The organism is Shewanella sp. 4t3-1-2LB (assembly GCF_017368415.1).
Lineage (GTDB): Bacteria > Pseudomonadota > Gammaproteobacteria > Enterobacterales > Shewanellaceae > Shewanella > Shewanella fodinae.
In genome coordinates this window covers 1-20039 of record NZ_JAFNJD010000005.1, presented here as the reverse complement: position 1 = coordinate 20039, position 20039 = coordinate 1, and the positions used below count along the sequence as shown (strand labels likewise).

Sequence of the window (20039 nt, the reverse complement as noted above, 5' to 3'; positions counted from 1 at the left end):
ATGTATTCAGCGTCTCTGTTGTAGACGCTGCCTACCACCCCACGATGAATTCCGCGCCGGAATATCCTCAAAGCCCAACGCATTTTTCTGCTGTTTTTTTGTCAGGTTTTACGCCGGTGGCCTTACCGTTTTCGTCATCTTCTCTCTATTCATGCAAACTCGGGTTAAAGCTTCACTGCATCAATGAAGTCGTTCTTGTTGCCTTTGACGTAGGGTTTTATATATTGCGGTGCGATAAGTTTGGCTTGCCTAAATTGATCCCGAGTACTTGAGTAAATATGGTGGTCTACCTCCTGTCTAAGCCTAATCTCGGTATAGTTGCTGAGAAAGGGGGCAGACGACCATATTAAGCCGATGATATGAGGTCATTGGATGTTGATCTTTTCAGTAAGAGCGTCACGTGTTCGCTATTAACAGATCGACATTAGGCCATAGCCGATTTTGGGTCTCAGATAGGTGCTAGAGGCCGGATAATTCCAATCTTTGCGCCATTGCTTCCAGTCCTTTCAGCCCTTCAATATCGGTAGGCTGCAGCAGCAACCTGAACAGCGGCAATTGCTTGAAACGTTGTTCAATTTCTAGCAGATGTTTGTGCTCCTGCTCGCGTCTTTGTGCGAGAAAATGACCATCAGCAGTTTCAGGTAAAATCCGGTTGATCACTAAGCCTGCTAATGGGAGTTTTTCTGCCAGCAGACTGTCCACCGCCCGGCTAGTTTCAAGAATTGGTAGTTTTTCCGGTGTCAGCACAAACAATAACGCGGTGCGCTTGCTGTCTTGCAGAATTTCCCTGGTCCTTTGTAACAAACGTTGCCGCGCCAGCAATGTTTCGGCAATCGCTTTGTTGCGCGGATCCATGCCCGCTGTGGCATGTTCAGCGGGATCGTCAAACGGATTATCAATATCGCGGCCAGCTTTAGGCGTCAGATGATCCAGTACCGCGCCGAGTTTTTCTGAGCGCTCATTGGCTTTCAACAGCCCTTGTGTCCAGGCTGCCATTGCTTCCGGCAGACTCAACAGCCGTAGCGTATGTCCTGTCGGTGCTGTATCAAAAATGACTAAGTCATATTGTTGCTGCCCCAACTCAATAGTGTGGGCAATCCGCTCTAATAACGCGGCTTCCTGGGCCCCCGGTGATTGACGGGTAAGCCGCATCTGCCGTTCAATTTCGCCATACATCTCTGGCCGGGTAAAACGTTTCAGTTGGCTGGTGACTTGCGCTAGATGCTGCTGCACTTCATGATCAGGATCGATTTCGATCGCATCCAAATTAGGTGCCATGCGGGTGATATTATCGCCAATTTGTTTGGCAAACGCATCGGAGAGACTGTGCGCCGGATCGGTAGAAACCAGCAGCACTTTCTTATTACGGTTAGCTGCCAGCAACGCCAAGGCCGAAGACACGGTAGTTTTGCCCACGCCACCTTTACCACCCACCCAAATAACTCGTTTATTGGTTAGAACGTCCATTTAACGGTACCACCGTTCTGCTTAACAACATTTGAACTGGTCAAGTGGCGAATGGGGCATGCCCATTCGCAGATGCCAGTCGTGAAACTTCTCCAGCATGATGGGCTGCAGCTCCAGCGTGTAATAGCTGGCTGGATTTGGCACACCCATCATTTCGGAGAAAATCAGTAGCATGAAAAGATCGTCCTGCTCCCGACGTGCGCGAGCCACTGCCGCGCGAAATGGCGCATTATAGGCTTCTTCAGCTATCAGGCTGACGTCACGAAGCAGTCGACGGATCTTTTCCAGTTTCATCATTCACCTTCGGTAGTGGCAGCGTTACGCTCTTTAATAGTTTTGCTGAGGGTCGCAACACATTCAAGCGTAATAATAATGGCGGCAATCAATACAATCAGGTCCAGGGTAAACAGGAACCAATCGGCTTTGACGTAGAAACCTTTGAGCTGGATAACTAGACCAGAAATGGTCATCACTAGCAGGAACACTAAAGGCGCGAGCGTATAAATCATTGGACGACCTAATTTCACCAGCATCACAGTGATCACCAACAGTGTCAGACCACCAAGCAGTTGGTTAGTCGTACCAAACAATGGCCAAATCAGCAAACCACCAGCACCATCGCCACCAGCACCAAACGCCAATAGCAGACAGGAACCGACCGCCAAGAACGTCGCAATGGAACCTTTGTTCATCCAGTTGATGTTATAAATGGCCCCCCATTCCTGGAAGATGTAACGCTGCAAGCGTAGACCGGTATCCATGGTGGTACCCGCGAACAGCACTACCATAACGGTTAACAGCGTTTGTGCCATGGTTTCATCTAGGCCTAGACCAGATTCAAGGATATTGGCGCCACCGCGAATGAAGGCGCCAACTCCACCTTGGCCGAAAGAGTGGTAGATATTCTGCCAATCGGCGAGGGTGGCAAATCCAGCAGTGGAAGCAATGATGGCGGCTAGCGCCAGCGAACCTTCACCGATTGCGCCGAAGTAACCGACGAAACGCAGGTCGGGCTCTTTATCCAGCTGTTTGGAGGTGGTACCGCTAGCGACCAGTCCATGGAAACCGGAAATAGCACCACAGGCAATGGTGACAAATAGCAGTGGCACAATCGATGGCGTTCCTTCTGGCACATTGGTATTAAATGCGGGGGCGACGATGTCAGGACCTGAGATAATCACGGCGCCATACAGTAGACCTAAACCGATGAACAACTGAATACCGTTGATGTAATCACGCGGTTGCAACAGCATCCATACCGGTAGCAATGATGCGATAGCTGCATAGACAAACAGCAGGATAATCCAGGTTTCGTTATCGGTCAGCGGTCCTACCATTTCGGGTAAGGAGATCGGCATCATTGGTCCAACATAGATCATGGCGTACAAAGCAATTACACCGACAATCGATACCACCAGCAAATTGATAAGCTTGCGATAGATTAACTGGCCTACTACCAAGGCTACGGCAATGGCGCCCCAAACCGGGATGGTGGCACTGGGGAAGTTAATGAGCTGCTTGGCAATCACCACGGCAAATACGGCATTCACCATCAGCAATACCAAGAAAATAACCACCATGAAAATAGAACGTGCGCGGGAACCGATGACATCTCCGGTAACTGCGCCAATGGACTTGGCTTTATTGCGGTTACTGGCCCAGATAGCACCGGCATCATGAACCCCTGCGAAAAAAATGGTACCAAGTGTGACCCATAAAAATGCGGGTACCCACCCCCAGATCACCGCAATGGCAGGACCAATAATCGGTGCAGCCCCGGCGACAGAGGTAAAATGATGCCCCCACAACACGTACTTGTTGGTAGGTACATAATCCACACCATCCTGCATCGCATGGGCTGGCGTGACGAAGTTAGGATCAACCTTAAAGATTTTTTCGCAGATGAACTTGGAATATACGAAGTAGCCTACGGCCATCGCCCCCAACCCCATTAACATCAAAAAGATAGCATTCATGCATCACCTCTGGTGTGTAATTGTAAATGTAACTCATTGATGTTAATGGATACCACTTTTGGCTAATATCCGACCAATGTCTAAGTTGAAACGCCTTGGCAACAATTCAGAAACATTAATCGATAGCAAGGATAGCCATTAGCACTGATGTGCGGGCCAATTGACAGGCGCCGTGTTAGCAGTGGACAGCAACCTCATAGCCAGTGAATTTACGGATATTGATAACACCGGTGTCAAATAACAGATATTGGCCCTTGATGCCCTGCAAAGTGCCGGTAACGGTGGCAGTTTTATCAAAATTTAGAGAGTTCACTTTGGTGGGATACTGAAGCACGGGGTAATGAATGTGCGTGGTTGCCGCTGTCAGCGGCTCAATCATAAACTGCTTGGCGCTATCCAGTTCATGCAATCGGTCGTGGATTTGTGGTAACAGCGATGCGGCTTCCGTCGCGAGATCCAGCGCATCGTTATCGCCTTTTAGCATGGCTTGCCAGTTGGTTTTGTCGGCAATTAATTGGGCCAACGTTATTTCAATCAGCCCTGACAGGTAGCGGGAATTGACACGAAACAGCGGCATTCCTTGAGTTGCTCCTTGATCCAGCCAACGGGTGGGTAACTGCGTATGACGGGTAATCCCGACTTTGATCCCAGAGGTGTTTGCCAGATATACGAAATGTGGCACAAAGCAGTGTTCAAGCCCCCATTGCGGTTCGCGACAGGTTCCTTCGGAAAAATGGCAGGTTTCCGGTTTCATGATACACATGTCGCAACTGGCGAGTTTCTGCATGCACACAAAACAGTGGCCCTGGGCATAACTTTTTTGGGTGGGTTTCCCGCAATGGCAACAGAGAATACGGCCAGTGAACTGTAACGTGAGAGTCTTTCCTAGCAGTGGGTTTAGCGGTAGTTGCTGTTGTCCTACTCGCAACGCATATTGCGCTAGGCCGGTGTCATCCAGACTCACGGCCATTTTATCCAGCGTTCCTAACATCGTGTTTTAGCTTATTAAGTGATTTTAGCAGTGTATCAGGTTAGTTGTACTTGTACTGACCGGAATTTTCGATTGGTAACACGCAGTTAACGGCTGCGTACTTTATCAATCACCACATCATCACCGATGGCATAGAGCGCCTCAGTCAACAGTTCTTCCTGATGCGGGTCACTCAGTCCCAAACTAATGGTGGCACGAAACAGCGCAATTCCGGTATGGCTGGCGCTTTCATATTTACTGCTGAAGCGTTCAATATTGATCCCGAGACTACTGAGCTTATTGGAAATCTCTTTCACCAATCCTGGACGATCATAAGCCACCAGATTGTAGGTGAGTCGTCGCCGTGGTGGGTTGAATTGCGCCGCTAAGGACGATGTCATGGTCAGACCATCAATGCATTCCAGCGAGTCTTGCAATTCGTCCCAATGCTGTTCGTCGATTTCCAGCAACAGAATCGCGGCAAAGATGCCATCGATGTGTCGCAGTTCAGAATCGAGCCAGTTACCTCCGTGATGACTGACGGCATTCGCAATCTGTTCGACCAAGCCTTTGCGGTCAGGAACCTGCAATGTAATGAGATATCGGCGCATATTGGGACGGCTCCTGTATGCTGTTAAAAACAGACGGTGTAACATTACTGTCATTTTTGCGTCATATAATCCGGAAAATGCCACCTGTGCGGAAGCAAACCGGTTTCGCTGGTCGCATTTGCAGATGATTGCGGCCGGGCTGACACTAATAGTGACACGCCTTATAGATTAAATAATAGAGGTTTTCGATGGAAAGTCAGGTCTCTAAGCCTGCTTCAGCATCCCATGATTTTTTGATGGAAAAACGCGGCAATCGCCGGGCGTTGAAAGATCTGTTGGCCAAGATAGGTGTCACTGTAGGTGGCATCATGGTATTCGTGGCGTTGTTGCTGATATTTTTCTATCTATTATATGTCATTAAACCAGTATTTGATGCTGCAAAAGTAACACCTTTGAGCAGTATCCCGGTCGTGGCAGACAGTAAAACACTGATGGTCGGTACCGATGAACAGAATGAAATTATCTATCGGGCCAGCGAGCAAGGCTCCGTGGATTTTTATCGGATTGCCAATACCTCTAAACAGACTATGCAATTGCCAATCCCTGCTGGTGCCAAAGTGGTGAGCAGTGCGGCATCGGTGCCTAATCAGCAGTTATTTGCTTTGGGGCTAGATAATGGTCAGGCGTTGCTTGCCGGGGTTAATTTCAGTGTCAGTTATCCAGATAATAAACGACTGATTACGCCTGGGCTGCGTTATCCGATGGGTGAGCCCTTGATTGCGGTGGCTGAAGACGGTGCGCCGTTACAGCAATTAGTATTCGCTTACAGCAGTAGCAAAGTCAGCTTTGCCTATCGTGGCATTCAGCAGCAGTGGTTTCTTACGCGGCTTGATGGTGAACAAAATATGCTGACGGAAGAAACGGAATGGCAGCATCATCGTAAGCTGCTACCCAATACCCCTGCGTTAGTGGAGCATCAGTTGCTGACACCCGATCAACGGCAGTTGATGCTGCAGTCTGGCAATAAAGTCTTCATCTATGACATTAGTGATATTGACGATGTCAGCTTAATGCAAGTGCTGGACTTGGAAAGGAACAAGGCCAAGGTTAGTAATATCAGTCTGTTAGCGGGTGCTAGTTCCTTACTTGTCAGTTATAACACCGGTGTGGTCGCACAGTATTTTCAGGTGGCAGGTGAGCACGGCCGCTTGTATCAGTTCATTCGTGAATTTAAAGGCCTGGGCAATATAGAGGTGCTGGCCAGTGAATATTACCGTAAGAGTTTTGCCACTGTCAGCGAAGATGGTCGTTTAGAGCTGTTATATACCACCAGTGAACGCGAGTTATTCTCCAAGAAATTTGATTTAACTAAGCCGGTCGCTATGGGATTTAGCCCCCGAGCCAACGCGCTGGTAGTACTGGCGGATGACAAGTTGCAACTGTTAGGTGTGAGCAACGCCCATCCAGAAGTGTCTTGGAGCGCGCTGTGGAATAAGGTTTGGTATGAAGGTTATCCAGAGCCGCAGTATGTCTGGCAATCGACTTCTGGCTCGGATGATTTTGAAGCCAAACTCAGTTTGATGCCACTGGCATTCGGCACCATTAAAGCGGCATTTTATGCCATGATTTTTGCGGTACCTTTGGCGATAGCAGGGGCTATTTACACCGCCTATTTTATGTCAGCAAAGGTCCGCTCATTAGTAAAACCGACCATCGAGATTATGGAAGCGTTGCCTACAGTGATCCTCGGTTTTCTCGCTGGCCTATGGTTGGCGCCTTTGATAGAAGACCATCTGCCGGGTTTGCTGATATTACTGATCTTGCTACCGGTGACCATATTGCTCACTGCATTTATCTGGTCGAAACTCCCGGTGCGGATCAAACTGCTACTGCCTGAAACCTATCAAGAGTTATTGCTGATCCCGGTGATTTGTTTCTTCGGTTGGCTGTCATTTGCCATCAGCCCATCTATCGAATTGTGGCTGTTCCACGGCGACACCCGTCAGTTCATTACCAATACACTGGGAATGAGTTTTGACCAGCGCAATGCCTTGGTTGTCGGTATCGCCATGGGATTTGCGGTCATTCCCACCATCTTTTCAATTGCCGAAGATGCCATTTTTTCGGTGCCACGCCATCTTTCTAACGGCAGTTTGGCCTTAGGTGCTACCCGTTGGCAGACGCTTACCCGAGTGGTGCTGTTGACTGCCAGTCCCGGTATTTTTTCTGCCGTGATGATGGGGCTTGGGCGTGCAGTAGGCGAAACCATGATTGTGCTGATGGCAACGGGCAATACGGCAATTATGGATTGGAGTATTTTCCAGGGCATGCGCACGCTTGCAGCCAATATTGCGGTAGAAATGCCCGAGTCAGCTATCGGCAGTTCGCATTATCGGGTGCTGTTTTTGGCCGCCTTTGTACTGTTTGTTTTCACCTTCTTTTTCAACACGATTGCCGAAGTGGTGCGCCAACGGCTGCGTGAACGATACAGCTCGCTGTAAGGGTATTGAGCAGATGACGCGTTTATATAAGCAAGGGGCTGTGTGATGGGGAAATGGTTTAAATCCGGTGCACCTTGGATTTGGATGACTGGCGGCGCCGTCAGCATTAGCCTGATTGCCGTATTAGGCTTGCTGTTGTTAATCGCTTGGCGCGGACTCAGTTATTTCTGGCCAGCGACTATTTATCAATGGCAGATGCAGGATGAGAACGGTAAACCCTATACGCTGATTGGGGAAATTCACGACCGCGAACAGGTGCCTACTGAGCGTTTAGTCGCCGCGGGGCATCACTTCGCCGCTAATCCCGGTGAGTTTGTGAATCGTTTCCTTGTCAAAACGGGTAATCGCGAATTTGTCAGTCTAGATTTTCGCTGGATCCTGCAAACCGACATTGTTAGCCGCAGCGCGCCAGTTGGCGTGGCAATGATCGAGCGCAGCCAAAACGGTAATTTTTATGGCTATCCCGTCGCGATTGTTGAAGCGGGGCAGCGCTTGCCGGCACAGGGCGACATTGCCGATACGTTGCAGCAGTATATTCAGCGGGCGGTTGGGCTGAATAAACAGGCAGAGCAGTTGCAGAAGCAGGACATCGGCTCAGTCAATTATGATCTGGAGCGGTTACGCCTTAAAGGTCGTAAATATGAACTGGATAATGCATTGACAGCAGAACGTCAGGCAGAACTGGCGCAGCAGCGTCAACAGTTGCAGCAAAAGTATCAGGTGTTGGAAAAACAGCTATTTTCTCTGCGTGAACAGGCCGGACGCGACGCCGTAATTGTTAAAGATATGCGCGGCCAGGAAGTGACTTTACCGCTGGATACGGTACTGGATGTCAGTTATGTCAATGGCATGGGCTTCTGGCAGAAATTGACTACATGGTGCGTTCGCGTCGGTCATTTTGTCAGTGACGATCCCCGCGAAGCCAACACTGAAGGTGGAGTGTTCCCGGCTATTTTCGGTACCGTATTTATGGTGTTGTTAATGGCCATTATCGTGACACCTTTTGGCGTGATTGCTGCAATTTATCTGCATGAATACGCTCGCAAAGGGATTTTGACCAAAATTATCCGGATTGCGGTGATTAATCTTGCTGGCGTTCCTTCAATTGTGTACGGGGTATTCGGGCTGGGCTTTTTTGTCTATATGGTGGGCGGCTCTATCGACAAATTGTTTTATCCAGAAGCGCTGCCATCCCCCACATTTGGTTCGCCGGGCGTGATCTGGTCAGCATTGACCTTAGCTATTCTGACATTACCCGTGGTGATTGTCTCTACTGAGGAAGGGCTGTCACGTATCCCGAGTGCTATTCGTCAGGGCAGTCTGGCGTTAGGCGCGACCAAGGCGGAAACCTTGTGGCGGATAGTGATCCCAATGGCAAGCCCAGCCATTATGACCGGCTTGATTTTGGCCGTAGCACGTGCTGCTGGCGAAGTCGCGCCGCTGATGTTGGTGGGAGTGGTGAAATTGGCGCCCAACCTGCCGGTAGATATGAATTTCCCCTTTGTGCATTTGGAACGTAAGTTTATGCATCTCGGGTTTCATATTTATGATGTGGGCTTTCAGAGCCCCAATGTAGAGGCCGCACGGCCATTGGTGTACGCCACTTCGTTCCTGTTGGTAACTGTGATAGTGGCGCTCAACCTGACGGCTATTAGCGTGCGTAACCATCTGCGTGAAAAATATCGTTCGCTGGAAAACTGATAACCGCCAGTGCAAGAGACAGGACAGAAACAACCTATGATTTCGATTGATGCCTCATTAATGACCGCTGTAGCCAAGGTTGATCTAAAAAATCTGCCGCCGGAACAGACGGCGCTGGAGATCCGTGACCTTAATCTGCACTACGGTGACAAACAGGCGCTGTTTGATGTGTCGATGAAAATTCCCAAGAAGAAAGTGACTGCCTTTATCGGTCCAAGTGGTTGTGGTAAATCCACCTTGTTGCGCTGTATTAACCGCATGAACGACCTAGTGGATAACTGCCGTATCGATGGCGAAATTCTGCTTAATGGCCACAATATTTATGATAAGAAAGTGGATGTTGCCAAACTGCGGCGCAATGTGGGCATGGTATTTCAGCGCCCCAATCCGTTTCCCAAATCGATTTATGAAAACGTGGTCTATGGCTTGAGACTGCAGGGCATTAATAATCGGCGCGAGCTGGATGAAGCCTGTGAGCGCTCACTGCGTGGTGCCGCGATTTGGGATGAGGTCAAAGATCGTTTACACGATAACGCTTTTGGTTTATCAGGCGGTCAGCAGCAACGTCTGGTGATTGCCCGTGCGATTGCCATTGAACCAGAAGTGTTATTGCTGGACGAACCAACATCCGCGTTGGACCCGATCTCGACACTGACAATTGAAGAGTTAATCACCGAACTGAAAACCCGCTTTACCGTGGTGATCGTCACCCACAACATGCAACAGGCGGCGCGAGTGTCGGACCAAACTGCTTTTATGTATATGGGTGAACTGGTGGAATATGGTGATACCAACACCATTTTTACCACGCCACGGCAAAGCAAAACTGAAGATTATATTACCGGTCGTTATGGTTAACGGCTCACACTGAACCAAGGCAGATTTTATGGAAAATAAAAATCTTAATAAGCATATTTCCGGTCAGTTCAGTGCCGAACTGGAAGATATTCGCAATAAAGTGTTGGCGATGGGCGGTTTGGTTGAACGCCAGTTAGAGCAGGCGCTGGATGCACTGGGAGCGCTGGATGCTGAGTTGGCACAACAAGTAATTGATGGCGACCATCGTGTGAATGGCATGGAAGTGGACATTGATGAAGAATGCACACGCATTATTGCCAAGCGCCAACCGGCCGCCAGCGATTTACGTTTGGTTATCGCTATCTCTAAAACCATCGCTGACTTGGAACGTATAGGCGATGCCTGTGTGCGGATTGCCAAAGCCGCTTTGGAAAAACGCAATAATAATCAGCAACCTTTGCTGGTGAGTATCGAAAGTATGGGCCGTCATGCCACTCGTTTATTGCACTCAACGTTGGACTCATTGGCACGCATGGATGCTGAATCTGCCATTGAGTTACATAAAGAAGACGCCAAGCTGGATAAAGAGTACGAGGGTATCATTCGCCAGTTAATGACCTACATGATGGAAGATCCCCGTTCTATTCCCGGTATTCTCGATGTGCTATGGGCTGCAAGGGCTGTTGAGCGAGTAGGGGATCGTTGTAAGAATATTTGCGAATACGTGATTTATTACGTTAAAGGCCGCGATGTCCGTCATGTCTCTTATGAAGAGATGGAAAAGGACTGATAGTGAAATCAGTCTCTAAACGCCAGCCATTGCTGGCGTTTTTTATGGCGGCGGCTTTTTGGACAAATGCCAGCCAATGTTCAGCATGATGCTGCTGAAATGACTGACAGAAGCGTTGTTGGCATAGAGGTCTATAGGGCGGCGGTGTTAAGATAAGCGCCGCAGCGTCATGTCGACGTTGTTGATGTGAGGGAAACATGAAACAAACCCTAATCCGTGGTCTGCTCAATCTGTTGCCGATGGCGCTCAGTCTGTGGCTGTTCTGGTCGTTGTTCGCATCATTGGATGAGCTGGGGAAATTATTGCTGACGCTGGTACATGCGCCCTCGTTATTTCCTGGCGCGGGTTTCCTGTTAGTGGTGGCCTTGGTATTCATTGCGGGATTGCTGTTTTCGGTAAGTCCTGTGGTGTGGTTATGGGGATGGATTGAGCGGCAACTGATGCGTTTCCCTCTGTTTAAATCCGTTTATGGCAGTATCCGCGATATCGCTTCATTGATGAATCGCGATCCCTCCAAGCCGAAGTCACAGCAAACTGTGTTAGTGCGCCAAGCTAATGGCGGTTATGTGGTGGGGTTTATTATGACAGATACGCCACCGCAGCCGCTGATAGATGCTTTACCTGAAGGCGATTGGGTGCCAGTTTTGTTTCAGTTGTCCTATCAGATGGCCGGGGTTACTAGCTTGGTCAAACGGGAAGATCTCATCAAAGTTGACTGGTCATTTGAAGAAGCCATGCGTTTTAACCTTACAGCGGGGATCTCGCAATCACCCGTGGCAGATCATGAACCTCACCACAAACTGGGCGATTAACCGTATAAACGGTTATAAACGTTCCCCCATCTAGGCAAAATTTGTGTATAATCGCTGCGAATTGTTGCCAAAACAGTAGTAATCTCAGTGGTTGATCGGTTCTGTACCCCGATAGCCAAAATTCCCGCCCCATAAGCCGGCGGGAGTGTTGCTCCATTTTCAAAGGTTGTCCTGGCCTTGCCGCGGAGCAGCGTAGTAGCTGAATTTCTTTTGCTGTTGCCCATTGGCAATGTTTTGGTTGCTGCAGTAAATAACAACATATCGGTAAAGGGTTGAACAAGCAGCAACCTGTCATCTGATGGGAGCATTTATGTCTAAAAAATCGAGTATCAATCCACCTGTGTTCTTTTCGTCCGTTATTTGTCTGGTGGCTTTAGTATTGACGGCGGCAATCTGGCCGCAACAATCACAGCTATTGTTCAGTAACGTGCAGACCTGGTTACAGCTAAAGGCTGGTTGGCTCTATGTATTGGCCGTTGCCATATTTTTGCTGTTTGTGGTGTTCATCATGCTGAGTCGTTACGGCGATATTAAGCTGGGACCCGATCATTCAGAGCCTGATTTCAGTTATAAAACCTGGATATCCATGCTGTTCTCTGCTGGCATGGGGATCGGGCTGATGTTCTTTGGCATTGGGGAGCCTGTGATGCACTTCCTCGCGCCTCCTGATGCGGATCCGCAAACGATGGCCGCTGCGAAAGAAGCATTAAAAATTACCTTTTTTCACTGGGGACTTCATGCCTGGGCCATCTATGCCATCGTGGCGCTGAGTTTGGCTTATTTTAGCTATCGCCATAAATTGCCTTTGCTGCCTCGTAGTGCGCTTTATCCACTGATCGGCAACCGGATATATGGGCCAATAGGACACTGTGTTGATACTTTAGCGGTACTTGGCACCGTGTTAGGGGTTGCGACCTCTCTTGGGTTTGGGGTGGCGCAGGTTAACTCTGGTCTACATTTTTTGTTAGGCGATCGTTTTCCAATATCGGCGGCAGTGCAGGTAGGACTTATCTGTGTCATCACGCTGATGGCGACGGCTTCAGTGGTATCCGGGGTTAATAAAGGCATCAAGATCCTTAGCGAACTCAATATGGGGTTAGCATTTTTATTGATGATGTTTGTGCTGTTAGTGGGACCTACGGTGGACCTATTACAGCACTTTGTTCAGAACACTGGTGCATACCTCAGCGATATTGTTAATAAGACTTTCAATTTATATGCTTATCAGCAGAAAAACGATTGGCTTGGAGGATGGACGCTGTTTTATTGGGGCTGGTGGATCTCTTGGTCGCCTTTTGTGGGGACATTCATCGCCAGAGTTTCTCGTGGTCGCACTATCCGCGAATTTTTGGTCGGAGTGATGTTTGTACCAACCGGTTTTACCTTTTTATGGATGACGGTATTTGGTAATTCGGCCATTGACGCCATTATGAATCATGGTGCTCAATATCTCGCCGATGCAGTGTCTTCAGATGTTTCAGTGGCGCTATTTACCTTTTTCCAGCATTTGCCTTGGTCTGGATTTTTGAACATCTTAGGGGTGTGTTTGGTGGTAACCTTTTTTGTCACATCGTCAGACTCTGGCTCTCTGGTGGTGGATAACCTCACCTCAGGTGGTGATGAGAATGCGCCGGTCTGGCAACGGATCTTTTGGGCGTTGCTGGAAGGTGTAGTGGCATCGGTACTATTGCTCGCAGGAGGGCTGAAAGCGTTGCAAACCGCTTCAATCGCCAGTGCGATGCCGTTTCTCGTGGTGATGCTGCTGATGTGTATTGGCTTGTTTAAAGCACTGAAGGACGACAGACTGAAGCTGATGAGCGTGCGCTTACATAACACCAGCGTGCAGTATTCTCAGACCAGTGTCCCTTGGCAGAAGCATCTGGAGGTACTGGTTTCACACCCGAGTTATGCTGAAGCCAGAAGCTATTTGAACGAGGTCGCGGAGCCGGCGCTGGGCAACGTTGAGCGCGAATTCACGCAGCGTGGCATTGATGTCAAGTTACAGCATGAACAGGATCGTGTGCGACTGATGATCGATGATCCAGAGCTGCAAACCTTTGTATACGCCTTGCGAATTCGCAGTTTTATCCTGCCAGGATTGCCTGAAACCGAGGATAGACACTATTATCGCGTCGAAGTATTTCTCGAACATGGTGGTCAGTATTATGATGTCATGGGGTATACGCCTGAGCAGCTACAGGCTGATGTGGTGACCCAGTATGAGAAATACCTGCATTACCTGCATCTTTCCAATGCAGAGTATGTCAGTAATTAAGGTTGCAAACGTCGTAAAATGCAGGAATAGGTGGCATGACAACTCAGAGCAAACTGGATCGAGTTCTGGCTGAAGCCAGAGAGTACCGGGCTAATCGGGAAAAGGGATACCGAGAGCAGGCACTAAAGCTATATCCTTGGGTATGTGGTCGCTGTGCCCGTGAATTTACTCATAAAAATCTGAGTGAACTCACGGTGCATCATCGTGATCACAATCATGATAACAATCCAGCGGATGGCTCTAACTGGGAGCTGTTGTGCTTGTATTGTCATGACAACGAGCATGCCCGTTTTGAGGAGTTGGTGTCATACGGCGATACGTCTGAAACCAAGCAGGCTCCCGCAACCTTTAGTCCATTTGCCGATCTCAAGGCAATGATGGCCAAAAAGGATCAGAAATGACCAAGACGCACCTTATTTCGGGTGCGTTTTTTAGTGCGGTTGGTAAATGTCGGACAGTGGATGTGACCCACGCCATAATAAGCACTTTTTTTGGTATAAAAAACACTCAGGGCTTTTGTAACAAAGTCTGTTTTGCCGATTTACAGCATTGGTTTACATCGGCGCTCGACTTATACTCTTGGCCTTAAACATTACTACAACAATGATGGAAGCAAGCAATATGACTCTTGGCGCAGCTAAGGTAAGCAAGACACACTCGTTTATGACTGTGTCCCTTATTGAACTATGGGAACGCTTTGGTTATTACGGCATGCAGGCGCTGATTGTGTACTTCATGGTACAGCGTCTCGGCTTTGATGACAGCCGTGCAAACTTGGTATGGAGTGCCTGCGCGGCATTGATATACGTTTCTCCCGCCATCGGTGGATGGGTTGGGGATAAAATCCTTGGTACTAAACGTACTATGTTGTTGGGTGCCGGTGTGTTGTCCGTTGGTTATGCACTGATGACGGTACCAACAGAGAATACTTGGTTCTTGTTTGGTGCCCTTGGCGTTATCGTGGTGGGTAATGGTTTGTTTAAACCTAACGCCGGTAACTTAGTCCGCAAAATCTATGAAGGCGACGATTCAAAAATCGATTCTGCTTTCACTATCTATTACATGGCGGTTAACGTCGGCTCTACCTTCTCCATGTTGTTGACCCCATGGATTAAGGATTACGTTAATGCAACCTATGGCAATGAGTTTGGCTGGCATGCGGCGTTTGCTGTTTGCTGCGTGGGCTTACTGGTTGGGTTAGGTAACTACGCTATTATGCGTAAGACCGTTAGTGAATATGGTTCAGAGCCAGATTCTCGCCCGGTGGACAAATCCAAGCTGGCTATTGTGCTGGCAGTTGCTGCAGCCTCTGTAGTGTTGTCTGCGGTAATTCTAGAATATCAGACAGTTGCGCGTATCTTTGTTTATGCTGCTGGTATTGCTGTGCTCGCGATCTTTGCTCATCTGATCCGCAGTAGTGAAGTTAGTGAACGTGCCGGATTGATTGCGGCCTTGGTACTGACTGTGCAAACGGTATTCTTCTTCGTGTTCTACCAACAAATGTCTACATCACTGGCATTGTTTGCGTTGCGTAACGTCGACTGGGAATTTAATGTGCTGGGCATGCACCTTTGGACTTGGTCTCCCGCACAGTTCCAGGCGCTGAACCCTATCTGGATTATGGTGCTGAGCCCTGTGTTGGCATGGACCTATTCTTGGGCAGGACGCAATAACAAGGATTTTTCGATCGCCGGTAAGTTCGCCCTTGGTTTTGCGGTAGTGGCCGTTGGCTTCTTTATCTATGGCTTTGCCGGGCAGTTTGCTGTTGAAGGTAAAACTTCATCTTGGATCATGATTTGGGGCTATGGTTCCTATTCTTTGGGTGAGCTATTGGTGAGTGGGCTCGGTTTGGCAATGATCGCCCGCTATGTACCAGCTCGCATGGGCGGCTTTATGATGGGGGCTTACTTTGTGGCCTCCGGCATTTCTCAATATCTTGGCGGGGTAGTGGCAAACTTTGCCAGTGTGCCAGAAGATATTAAGGATCCGTTACAGACCTTGCCGATTTACACCAGCTTGTTCAATAAACTGGGGATTGCTGCTGTCGTTTGTACTTTGATCGCGCTTGCCGTATTGCCGCTAATGCGCCGTCTGACAGAAACTCACCATTCTCACAATGGTAATGGTCATGACGATAGCGCTGCTGCAGCATTATCAGATGTGAAAACCGAGCAATAAAATAGCACTGTCATTTTAGTCAAAAACCGGAGGCAATATGCTTCCGGTTTTTTTATGTAAGCATCAACATCCACTAGCTGCGTAGTTTTGGTTGGGTTTACCAAGGTTTAAAGAACGACAAGAATTGTCTGCTGATATAAGTTGGCCATGCAGCCTTCGACGTAAATCAGTTCTGCAGTCACATATCCAAACGAGGCATAGGCAGATTGCTTAAATAAAGCCGTTTGACGCTTAGTGTAAGTATATGCGTCGGAGTGAGAAGGTCGATATGCAGGTTTAGCATTAAAACGCTGTGTTGTTCCTACACTGGGGCAATGATGAATAGCCTAGAACTGCTTTTGATGCGCGGCATCAGGGAAAGAAAAACGGTGGCAGGAGCCACCGTTTTGTCAATTAGCAATCGTAGATTAGAGTTTGAAGCTCACGGTAGTGTAGTAGTAACGCCCAACGTTATCGTACATGGCAGAACCTGTGCCGGTGCCGATTGTGCCGAATGGCAAATCACGGTCAAACACGTTGTCGATACCAAATTTCAGTCCTAGACCGTTATCGAACTGGTAGCCAACAGACATATCACTGATGAAATAGGAGCCGTAATCCATCAGACTATTGGGGTTGGCATTGCGTTCCAGATCCTGAGGTGTATACAGGTCTACGCTGTCAATATAGCGGGTGCGCCATTTTGCTTGCCAGTTGTCCAAGGTATATCTCAGGTCAACGTTAGCCTGCCATTCAGGGGTCCCAGAAGTTCCAGCGTAATCCTGATAATTAGTCGGGTCATCTTGGAAGTCATAGCTGCGATTGCGAATGAGCTTAGTGGCGATCAGGCTAGAAGACAAAGTGCCCTTACCTAGATCCATGTCGTATCCAAGGTCAAAGTCTACCCCGGAGGCCTCCAATTTTGCCAAGTTCAAAGAATGGCTCTGGATCAGAGTGATTTCATGAGTATTTGGATCTCGAGTGATCAACGCACAATACTGGTTGTTGATACCATTTTCTGAGTCAAGACATTTGTTAATAATGTCTTGAGCACCGATATTGCTAATGGCGTCATCAATCTTGATATTCCAGTAGTCAACCGATAAAGACAAACCAGATATTGCCGTAGGTTGGAAGACCGCACCCAACGTATAACTGGTGGACTTCTCAGGATCCAATTCATGATTACCACTTAGCTCACCTTTGATGGACGCTGCGTCGTAATTTGAGTTGAAGTCACCAGGAATACCCAATGCAGCACAGTTTTTACGACGTGTACTGGAGTTGGCCAAGTTATTCAGATTGTCGAGTTTACAAGAATCATCAACTCCGAAATAGGTCTCGCTGGAGGCACCATAGAGTTCGCTGATATTCGGCGCACGAATAGCTTTGGAATAAGTACCGCGCATACGCAACTCATCAGAGATTTCCCAGTTTAAACCGGTCTTCCAAGTAGTTGCTGAGCCTATAGAGCTATAGTCAGCATAGCGTGCGGCTAGATCCAGATCCAGTTGACGAATTAATGGCAGGTCCGCCAGTAATGGGATAGAAAGTTCTGCGTAAACCTCTTTTACATTAAATGAACCATGATCTTCACCTAAAGAGTTAAAGAATGTCTCTTTTGGATAATCTGGTTCGTGAATGGCACTTTCTTCCTTGCGATATTCAACACCAGTAGAAAATCCGACATAACCAGCTGGCAGCTCATATAAGCCAGAATTAGTGATGTTACCACCAACAACTGTCTGTTTGATGACGGAAGTTCCTGTCAGGTTAACATTGATATAATCAATAGCAGCTTGGCTAGGGGCACCTTCACCGAAAATGTTAATAGGTACACAACCATCAGCTTGAGCAGCTTCACTGCGACAAACGATGTTTCCATTTTCGTCCTTCACAGCATCCAGTGCATTAATATAGTTGTCGTATATCAGGTTGTTTTCGTTCTCACGTTTCAGGTCGGTCTGACCGTAAACGGCGTAAACATCGTAATTCCATTCGGAGGCAATTGTGCCTTCCATGCCCAATACATACCGCTGTGTCTCACGGGTATCGTTTTCAACACGTAAACCTGTATCTGTCATGAAGCGGTTAATGGTCAGCGATGTTTTCCCTGCATCTTGCATCATTTTGCGTAGCGCAGGATCCATAAACGCATTATCTATCGAGACTGTGTTAACGGGATCAAAGAAGAAGAATGCGGGCTGGAAGTTATTGGTTGCATCGCTACGTACATATTTCGTCTCAAAGTATACTGAATCGCTCTCAGTGATATCGTAGTTGCCTTTGAAGTTGAAGTTATAGCGTTTGAATTCTGGTTGTAGTTCGTTGAATTGATTCAAGTTAATGGAATCACAATCAGTACAGTAGTAGTTGTAAACATTACTACCTAGATTCACATCGCTGATGCTGCCATCGGAATTGAATTTTTTCCAACCATTCAGATTAAAGCGCCCATCGTTAGCGATGGCGTAGTAACCAGAATTTGCAGTATAGATTTTGTCTGGGTTGTTAGGATTGTTATCATCAATTCGCCCCGGAGTATTGTTAGCCATTGAGGCATAAGCAATGCTGGTTTGATTGCGATCCATTGCTGAAAGATTATTCTGGCCTGAATATTCAGCTGAGAATGCAATATTACCACGGCCATTATCTATATCTGTACCGTATGAGAAGGATGCACGTTTTTTACTAAAATCGCTATCGTCAGCTGTGCCAATGGAGGCATTAAAATCAAGACCGGTGATATTTTTCTTTAGGATGAAGTTCACCACCCCAGTCACAGCATCTGCGCCATATATTGCTGAGGCGCCCCCAGTAATAATCTCAACTTTATCGACCCATGCGCTGGGGATAGTGTTAACATCGACAGCCGCGGTGCCTGCCTCGCTAGATACATGACGTTTACCGTTTACCAGCACCAATGTTCTGGATGTTCCAAGATTACGAAGATCCAGAATGTTTAAACCCGCAGTACCAATAGAACTACCGCCCGAGTTTGCTAGTGAATAAGTACTTCCGAGAGCAGGTAGTTGGTTCAGCGCTTCACCTATGTTGGTGACACCAGTACCTAGTAGTTCTTCGCCAGTGACTACAGTTACCGGTGTCGGTGCATATGCACTTTCTCTGACGATGTGAGATCCTGTCACTTCAATATGTTCATACTTTTGTGAATCTGCATCTTTCTTATCGTTCTCGGCGGCTTGAACTGAGATGGATATTGCAGCGCTGCCCAACAGCGATATAGCAATCCATTCTGCCAATTTAGTTTTGGTTGGCATAGGTCTCCCTTTTTTATGTTGTTATCTATTTGTTAATATAAATTAAATTTACAGTTAGTGAGTTAACTATACATTTATTGACAATAAGAAAGGAAATATATCATTCATCGTTAAAATCACAACGTTGCTATTACAAATGTTAGCTATATCTTAGGTGGCGGCTATCCGATATGTTGACAAAATATATATTTCGAGTTAACGCCTGTTATTTTGATAATCCATTCAATTTTTTTGCATATTCATTTTTAAATGTAAATTTATAGCAATTAAAAGATCATGTAATTGTTAAATTAAATATTGATATTTGTTAATAATTGTATGATTAATAATGGTTATAATAGAACTATTTGTATGGAATGAGATCTACAGCTTGTTTTCATCATTGTGTCTAATTGTGTTAAATGTCTTTTATTATTGTTGGGTAGTTAATTTATTTATTTAAAATTAATATGTTATGTAATGGCTATTGTTTTTTTTGATAAACAAATGCGTCATTAACTATGGATGGTTAATAATGCAAATTTTTTATGATGAAAAAATATTTGAGCTATCAGTCTGGGATTTTTAACTGTTCACCGATTTTTTGTCGTGGCAGTTGCAATCTTATCGCTACGTTAACGACATATGCTGACGACAGGGCGGGATTAAGCTTTGTTAAATGTGTTAACCAAAGAAAAGTTCAGATCTAAAGTCCCCATTCCACGCCGCTTTGCGCATCTTACTCGGCTTACTCACCTTTAATGGGTGTTGCTGCAACAAG

The 20039-nt window shown here is 47.3% G+C and carries 14 protein-coding genes; 8 read left to right on the top strand and 6 right to left on the bottom strand.

The genetic code is table 11. From position 1 onward, the window contains the following. Positions 1 to 459 precede the first annotated feature (459 nt). The 5 genes from J3L11_RS03445 to J3L11_RS03425 form a co-directional block, all read right to left on the bottom strand. A complete protein-coding gene (locus tag J3L11_RS03445; RefSeq protein WP_207570050.1) occupies positions 460 to 1467 on the bottom strand; it encodes an ArsA family ATPase in 1008 nt (335 codons plus the stop codon). A 21-nt stretch (positions 1468 to 1488) separates the two neighbouring features. Further along, positions 1489 to 1761: a cory-CC-star protein gene (locus J3L11_RS03440; RefSeq protein ID WP_207570135.1), complete on the bottom strand. Its 273-nt coding sequence runs from the start codon at positions 1759 to 1761 to the stop codon at positions 1489 to 1491. After that, a complete protein-coding gene (locus tag J3L11_RS03435) occupies positions 1761 to 3443 on the bottom strand; it encodes a carbon starvation protein A (protein WP_133037677.1) in 1683 nt (560 codons plus the stop codon). The genes J3L11_RS03440 and J3L11_RS03435 overlap by 1 nt, the downstream gene beginning before the upstream one ends. Before the next feature lie 175 nt (positions 3444 to 3618). After that, complete coding sequence (locus tag J3L11_RS03430) at positions 3619 to 4434, bottom strand: DUF2797 domain-containing protein (RefSeq protein WP_207570048.1); 816 nt, start codon at positions 4432 to 4434, stop codon at positions 3619 to 3621. 86 nt (positions 4435 to 4520) lie between these two features. Then, the gene (locus J3L11_RS03425) at positions 4521 to 5024 is read right to left on the bottom strand and encodes an ACT domain-containing protein (RefSeq protein WP_133037675.1); all 504 of its coding nucleotides are present in this window, start codon (positions 5022 to 5024) and stop codon (positions 4521 to 4523) included. A 188-nt stretch (positions 5025 to 5212) separates the two neighbouring features. On the opposite strand from J3L11_RS03425, the gene J3L11_RS03420 reads away from it, so the two are divergent. The 8 genes from J3L11_RS03420 to J3L11_RS03385 all read left to right on the top strand — a co-directional run bounded on the left by J3L11_RS03420 (position 5213) and on the right by J3L11_RS03385 (position 16019). Next, on the top strand, positions 5213 to 7465 hold the full coding sequence (locus J3L11_RS03420; protein ID WP_207570047.1) for an ABC transporter permease subunit: 2253 nt from the start codon (positions 5213 to 5215) through the stop codon (positions 7463 to 7465). A 45-nt stretch (positions 7466 to 7510) separates the two neighbouring features. Further along, the gene (pstA, locus tag J3L11_RS03415; RefSeq protein WP_207570045.1) at positions 7511 to 9166 is read left to right on the top strand and encodes a phosphate ABC transporter permease PstA; all 1656 of its coding nucleotides are present in this window, start codon (positions 7511 to 7513) and stop codon (positions 9164 to 9166) included. Between the two features lie 36 nt (positions 9167 to 9202). Then, complete coding sequence (gene pstB / locus J3L11_RS03410; RefSeq protein WP_189615808.1) at positions 9203 to 10024, top strand: phosphate ABC transporter ATP-binding protein PstB; 822 nt, start codon at positions 9203 to 9205, stop codon at positions 10022 to 10024. A gap of 28 nt (positions 10025 to 10052) precedes the next feature. Then, positions 10053 to 10754: a phosphate signaling complex protein PhoU gene (gene phoU, locus J3L11_RS03405; protein ID WP_133037671.1), complete on the top strand. Its 702-nt coding sequence runs from the start codon at positions 10053 to 10055 to the stop codon at positions 10752 to 10754. Between the two features lie 197 nt (positions 10755 to 10951). Beyond that, the gene (locus J3L11_RS03400; RefSeq protein ID WP_207570043.1) at positions 10952 to 11566 is read left to right on the top strand and encodes a DUF502 domain-containing protein; all 615 of its coding nucleotides are present in this window, start codon (positions 10952 to 10954) and stop codon (positions 11564 to 11566) included. A 310-nt stretch (positions 11567 to 11876) separates the two neighbouring features. Beyond that, positions 11877 to 13841: a choline BCCT transporter BetT gene (gene betT / locus J3L11_RS03395; RefSeq protein WP_207570041.1), complete on the top strand. Its 1965-nt coding sequence runs from the start codon at positions 11877 to 11879 to the stop codon at positions 13839 to 13841. A 35-nt stretch (positions 13842 to 13876) separates the two neighbouring features. Then, the gene (locus J3L11_RS03390) at positions 13877 to 14242 is read left to right on the top strand and encodes a YajD family HNH nuclease (protein ID WP_189615802.1); all 366 of its coding nucleotides are present in this window, start codon (positions 13877 to 13879) and stop codon (positions 14240 to 14242) included. Positions 14243 to 14462: 220 nt separating this feature from the next. Then, positions 14463 to 16019 (top strand): oligopeptide:H+ symporter, encoded by a 1557-nt coding sequence (locus J3L11_RS03385; RefSeq protein WP_133037667.1) that lies wholly within the window; start codon positions 14463 to 14465, stop codon positions 16017 to 16019. Positions 16020 to 16426: 407 nt separating this feature from the next. Here J3L11_RS03385 and J3L11_RS03380 read toward each other — a convergent pair whose 3' ends face one another. Next, positions 16427 to 19279 carry a TonB-dependent receptor gene (locus J3L11_RS03380; RefSeq protein WP_207570039.1) on the bottom strand — a complete coding sequence of 951 codons (2853 nt, stop codon included), beginning with the start codon at positions 19277 to 19279 and terminating at the stop codon, positions 16427 to 16429. Positions 19280 to 20039 lie beyond the last annotated feature (760 nt).

Coding starts and splice junctions, on each gene's coding strand:
- J3L11_RS03445 (WP_207570050.1), bottom strand. CDS start 1,467: ATGGACGTTCTAACCAATAAACGAGTTATTTGGGTGGGTGGTAAAGGT.
- J3L11_RS03440 (WP_207570135.1), bottom strand. CDS start 1,761: ATGAAACTGGAAAAGATCCGTCGACTGCTTCGTGACGTCAGCCTGATA.
- J3L11_RS03435 (WP_133037677.1), bottom strand. CDS start 3,443: ATGAATGCTATCTTTTTGATGTTAATGGGGTTGGGGGCGATGGCCGTA.
- J3L11_RS03430 (WP_207570048.1), bottom strand. CDS start 4,434: ATGTTAGGAACGCTGGATAAAATGGCCGTGAGTCTGGATGACACCGGC.
- J3L11_RS03425 (WP_133037675.1), bottom strand. CDS start 5,024: ATGCGCCGATATCTCATTACATTGCAGGTTCCTGACCGCAAAGGCTTG.
- J3L11_RS03420 (WP_207570047.1), top strand. CDS start 5,213: ATGGAAAGTCAGGTCTCTAAGCCTGCTTCAGCATCCCATGATTTTTTG.
- pstA (WP_207570045.1), top strand. CDS start 7,511: ATGGGGAAATGGTTTAAATCCGGTGCACCTTGGATTTGGATGACTGGC.
- pstB (WP_189615808.1), top strand. CDS start 9,203: ATGATTTCGATTGATGCCTCATTAATGACCGCTGTAGCCAAGGTTGAT.
- phoU (WP_133037671.1), top strand. CDS start 10,053: ATGGAAAATAAAAATCTTAATAAGCATATTTCCGGTCAGTTCAGTGCC.
- J3L11_RS03400 (WP_207570043.1), top strand. CDS start 10,952: ATGAAACAAACCCTAATCCGTGGTCTGCTCAATCTGTTGCCGATGGCG.
- betT (WP_207570041.1), top strand. CDS start 11,877: ATGTCTAAAAAATCGAGTATCAATCCACCTGTGTTCTTTTCGTCCGTT.
- J3L11_RS03390 (WP_189615802.1), top strand. CDS start 13,877: ATGACAACTCAGAGCAAACTGGATCGAGTTCTGGCTGAAGCCAGAGAG.
- J3L11_RS03385 (WP_133037667.1), top strand. CDS start 14,463: ATGACTCTTGGCGCAGCTAAGGTAAGCAAGACACACTCGTTTATGACT.
- J3L11_RS03380 (WP_207570039.1), bottom strand. CDS start 19,279: ATGCCAACCAAAACTAAATTGGCAGAATGGATTGCTATATCGCTGTTG.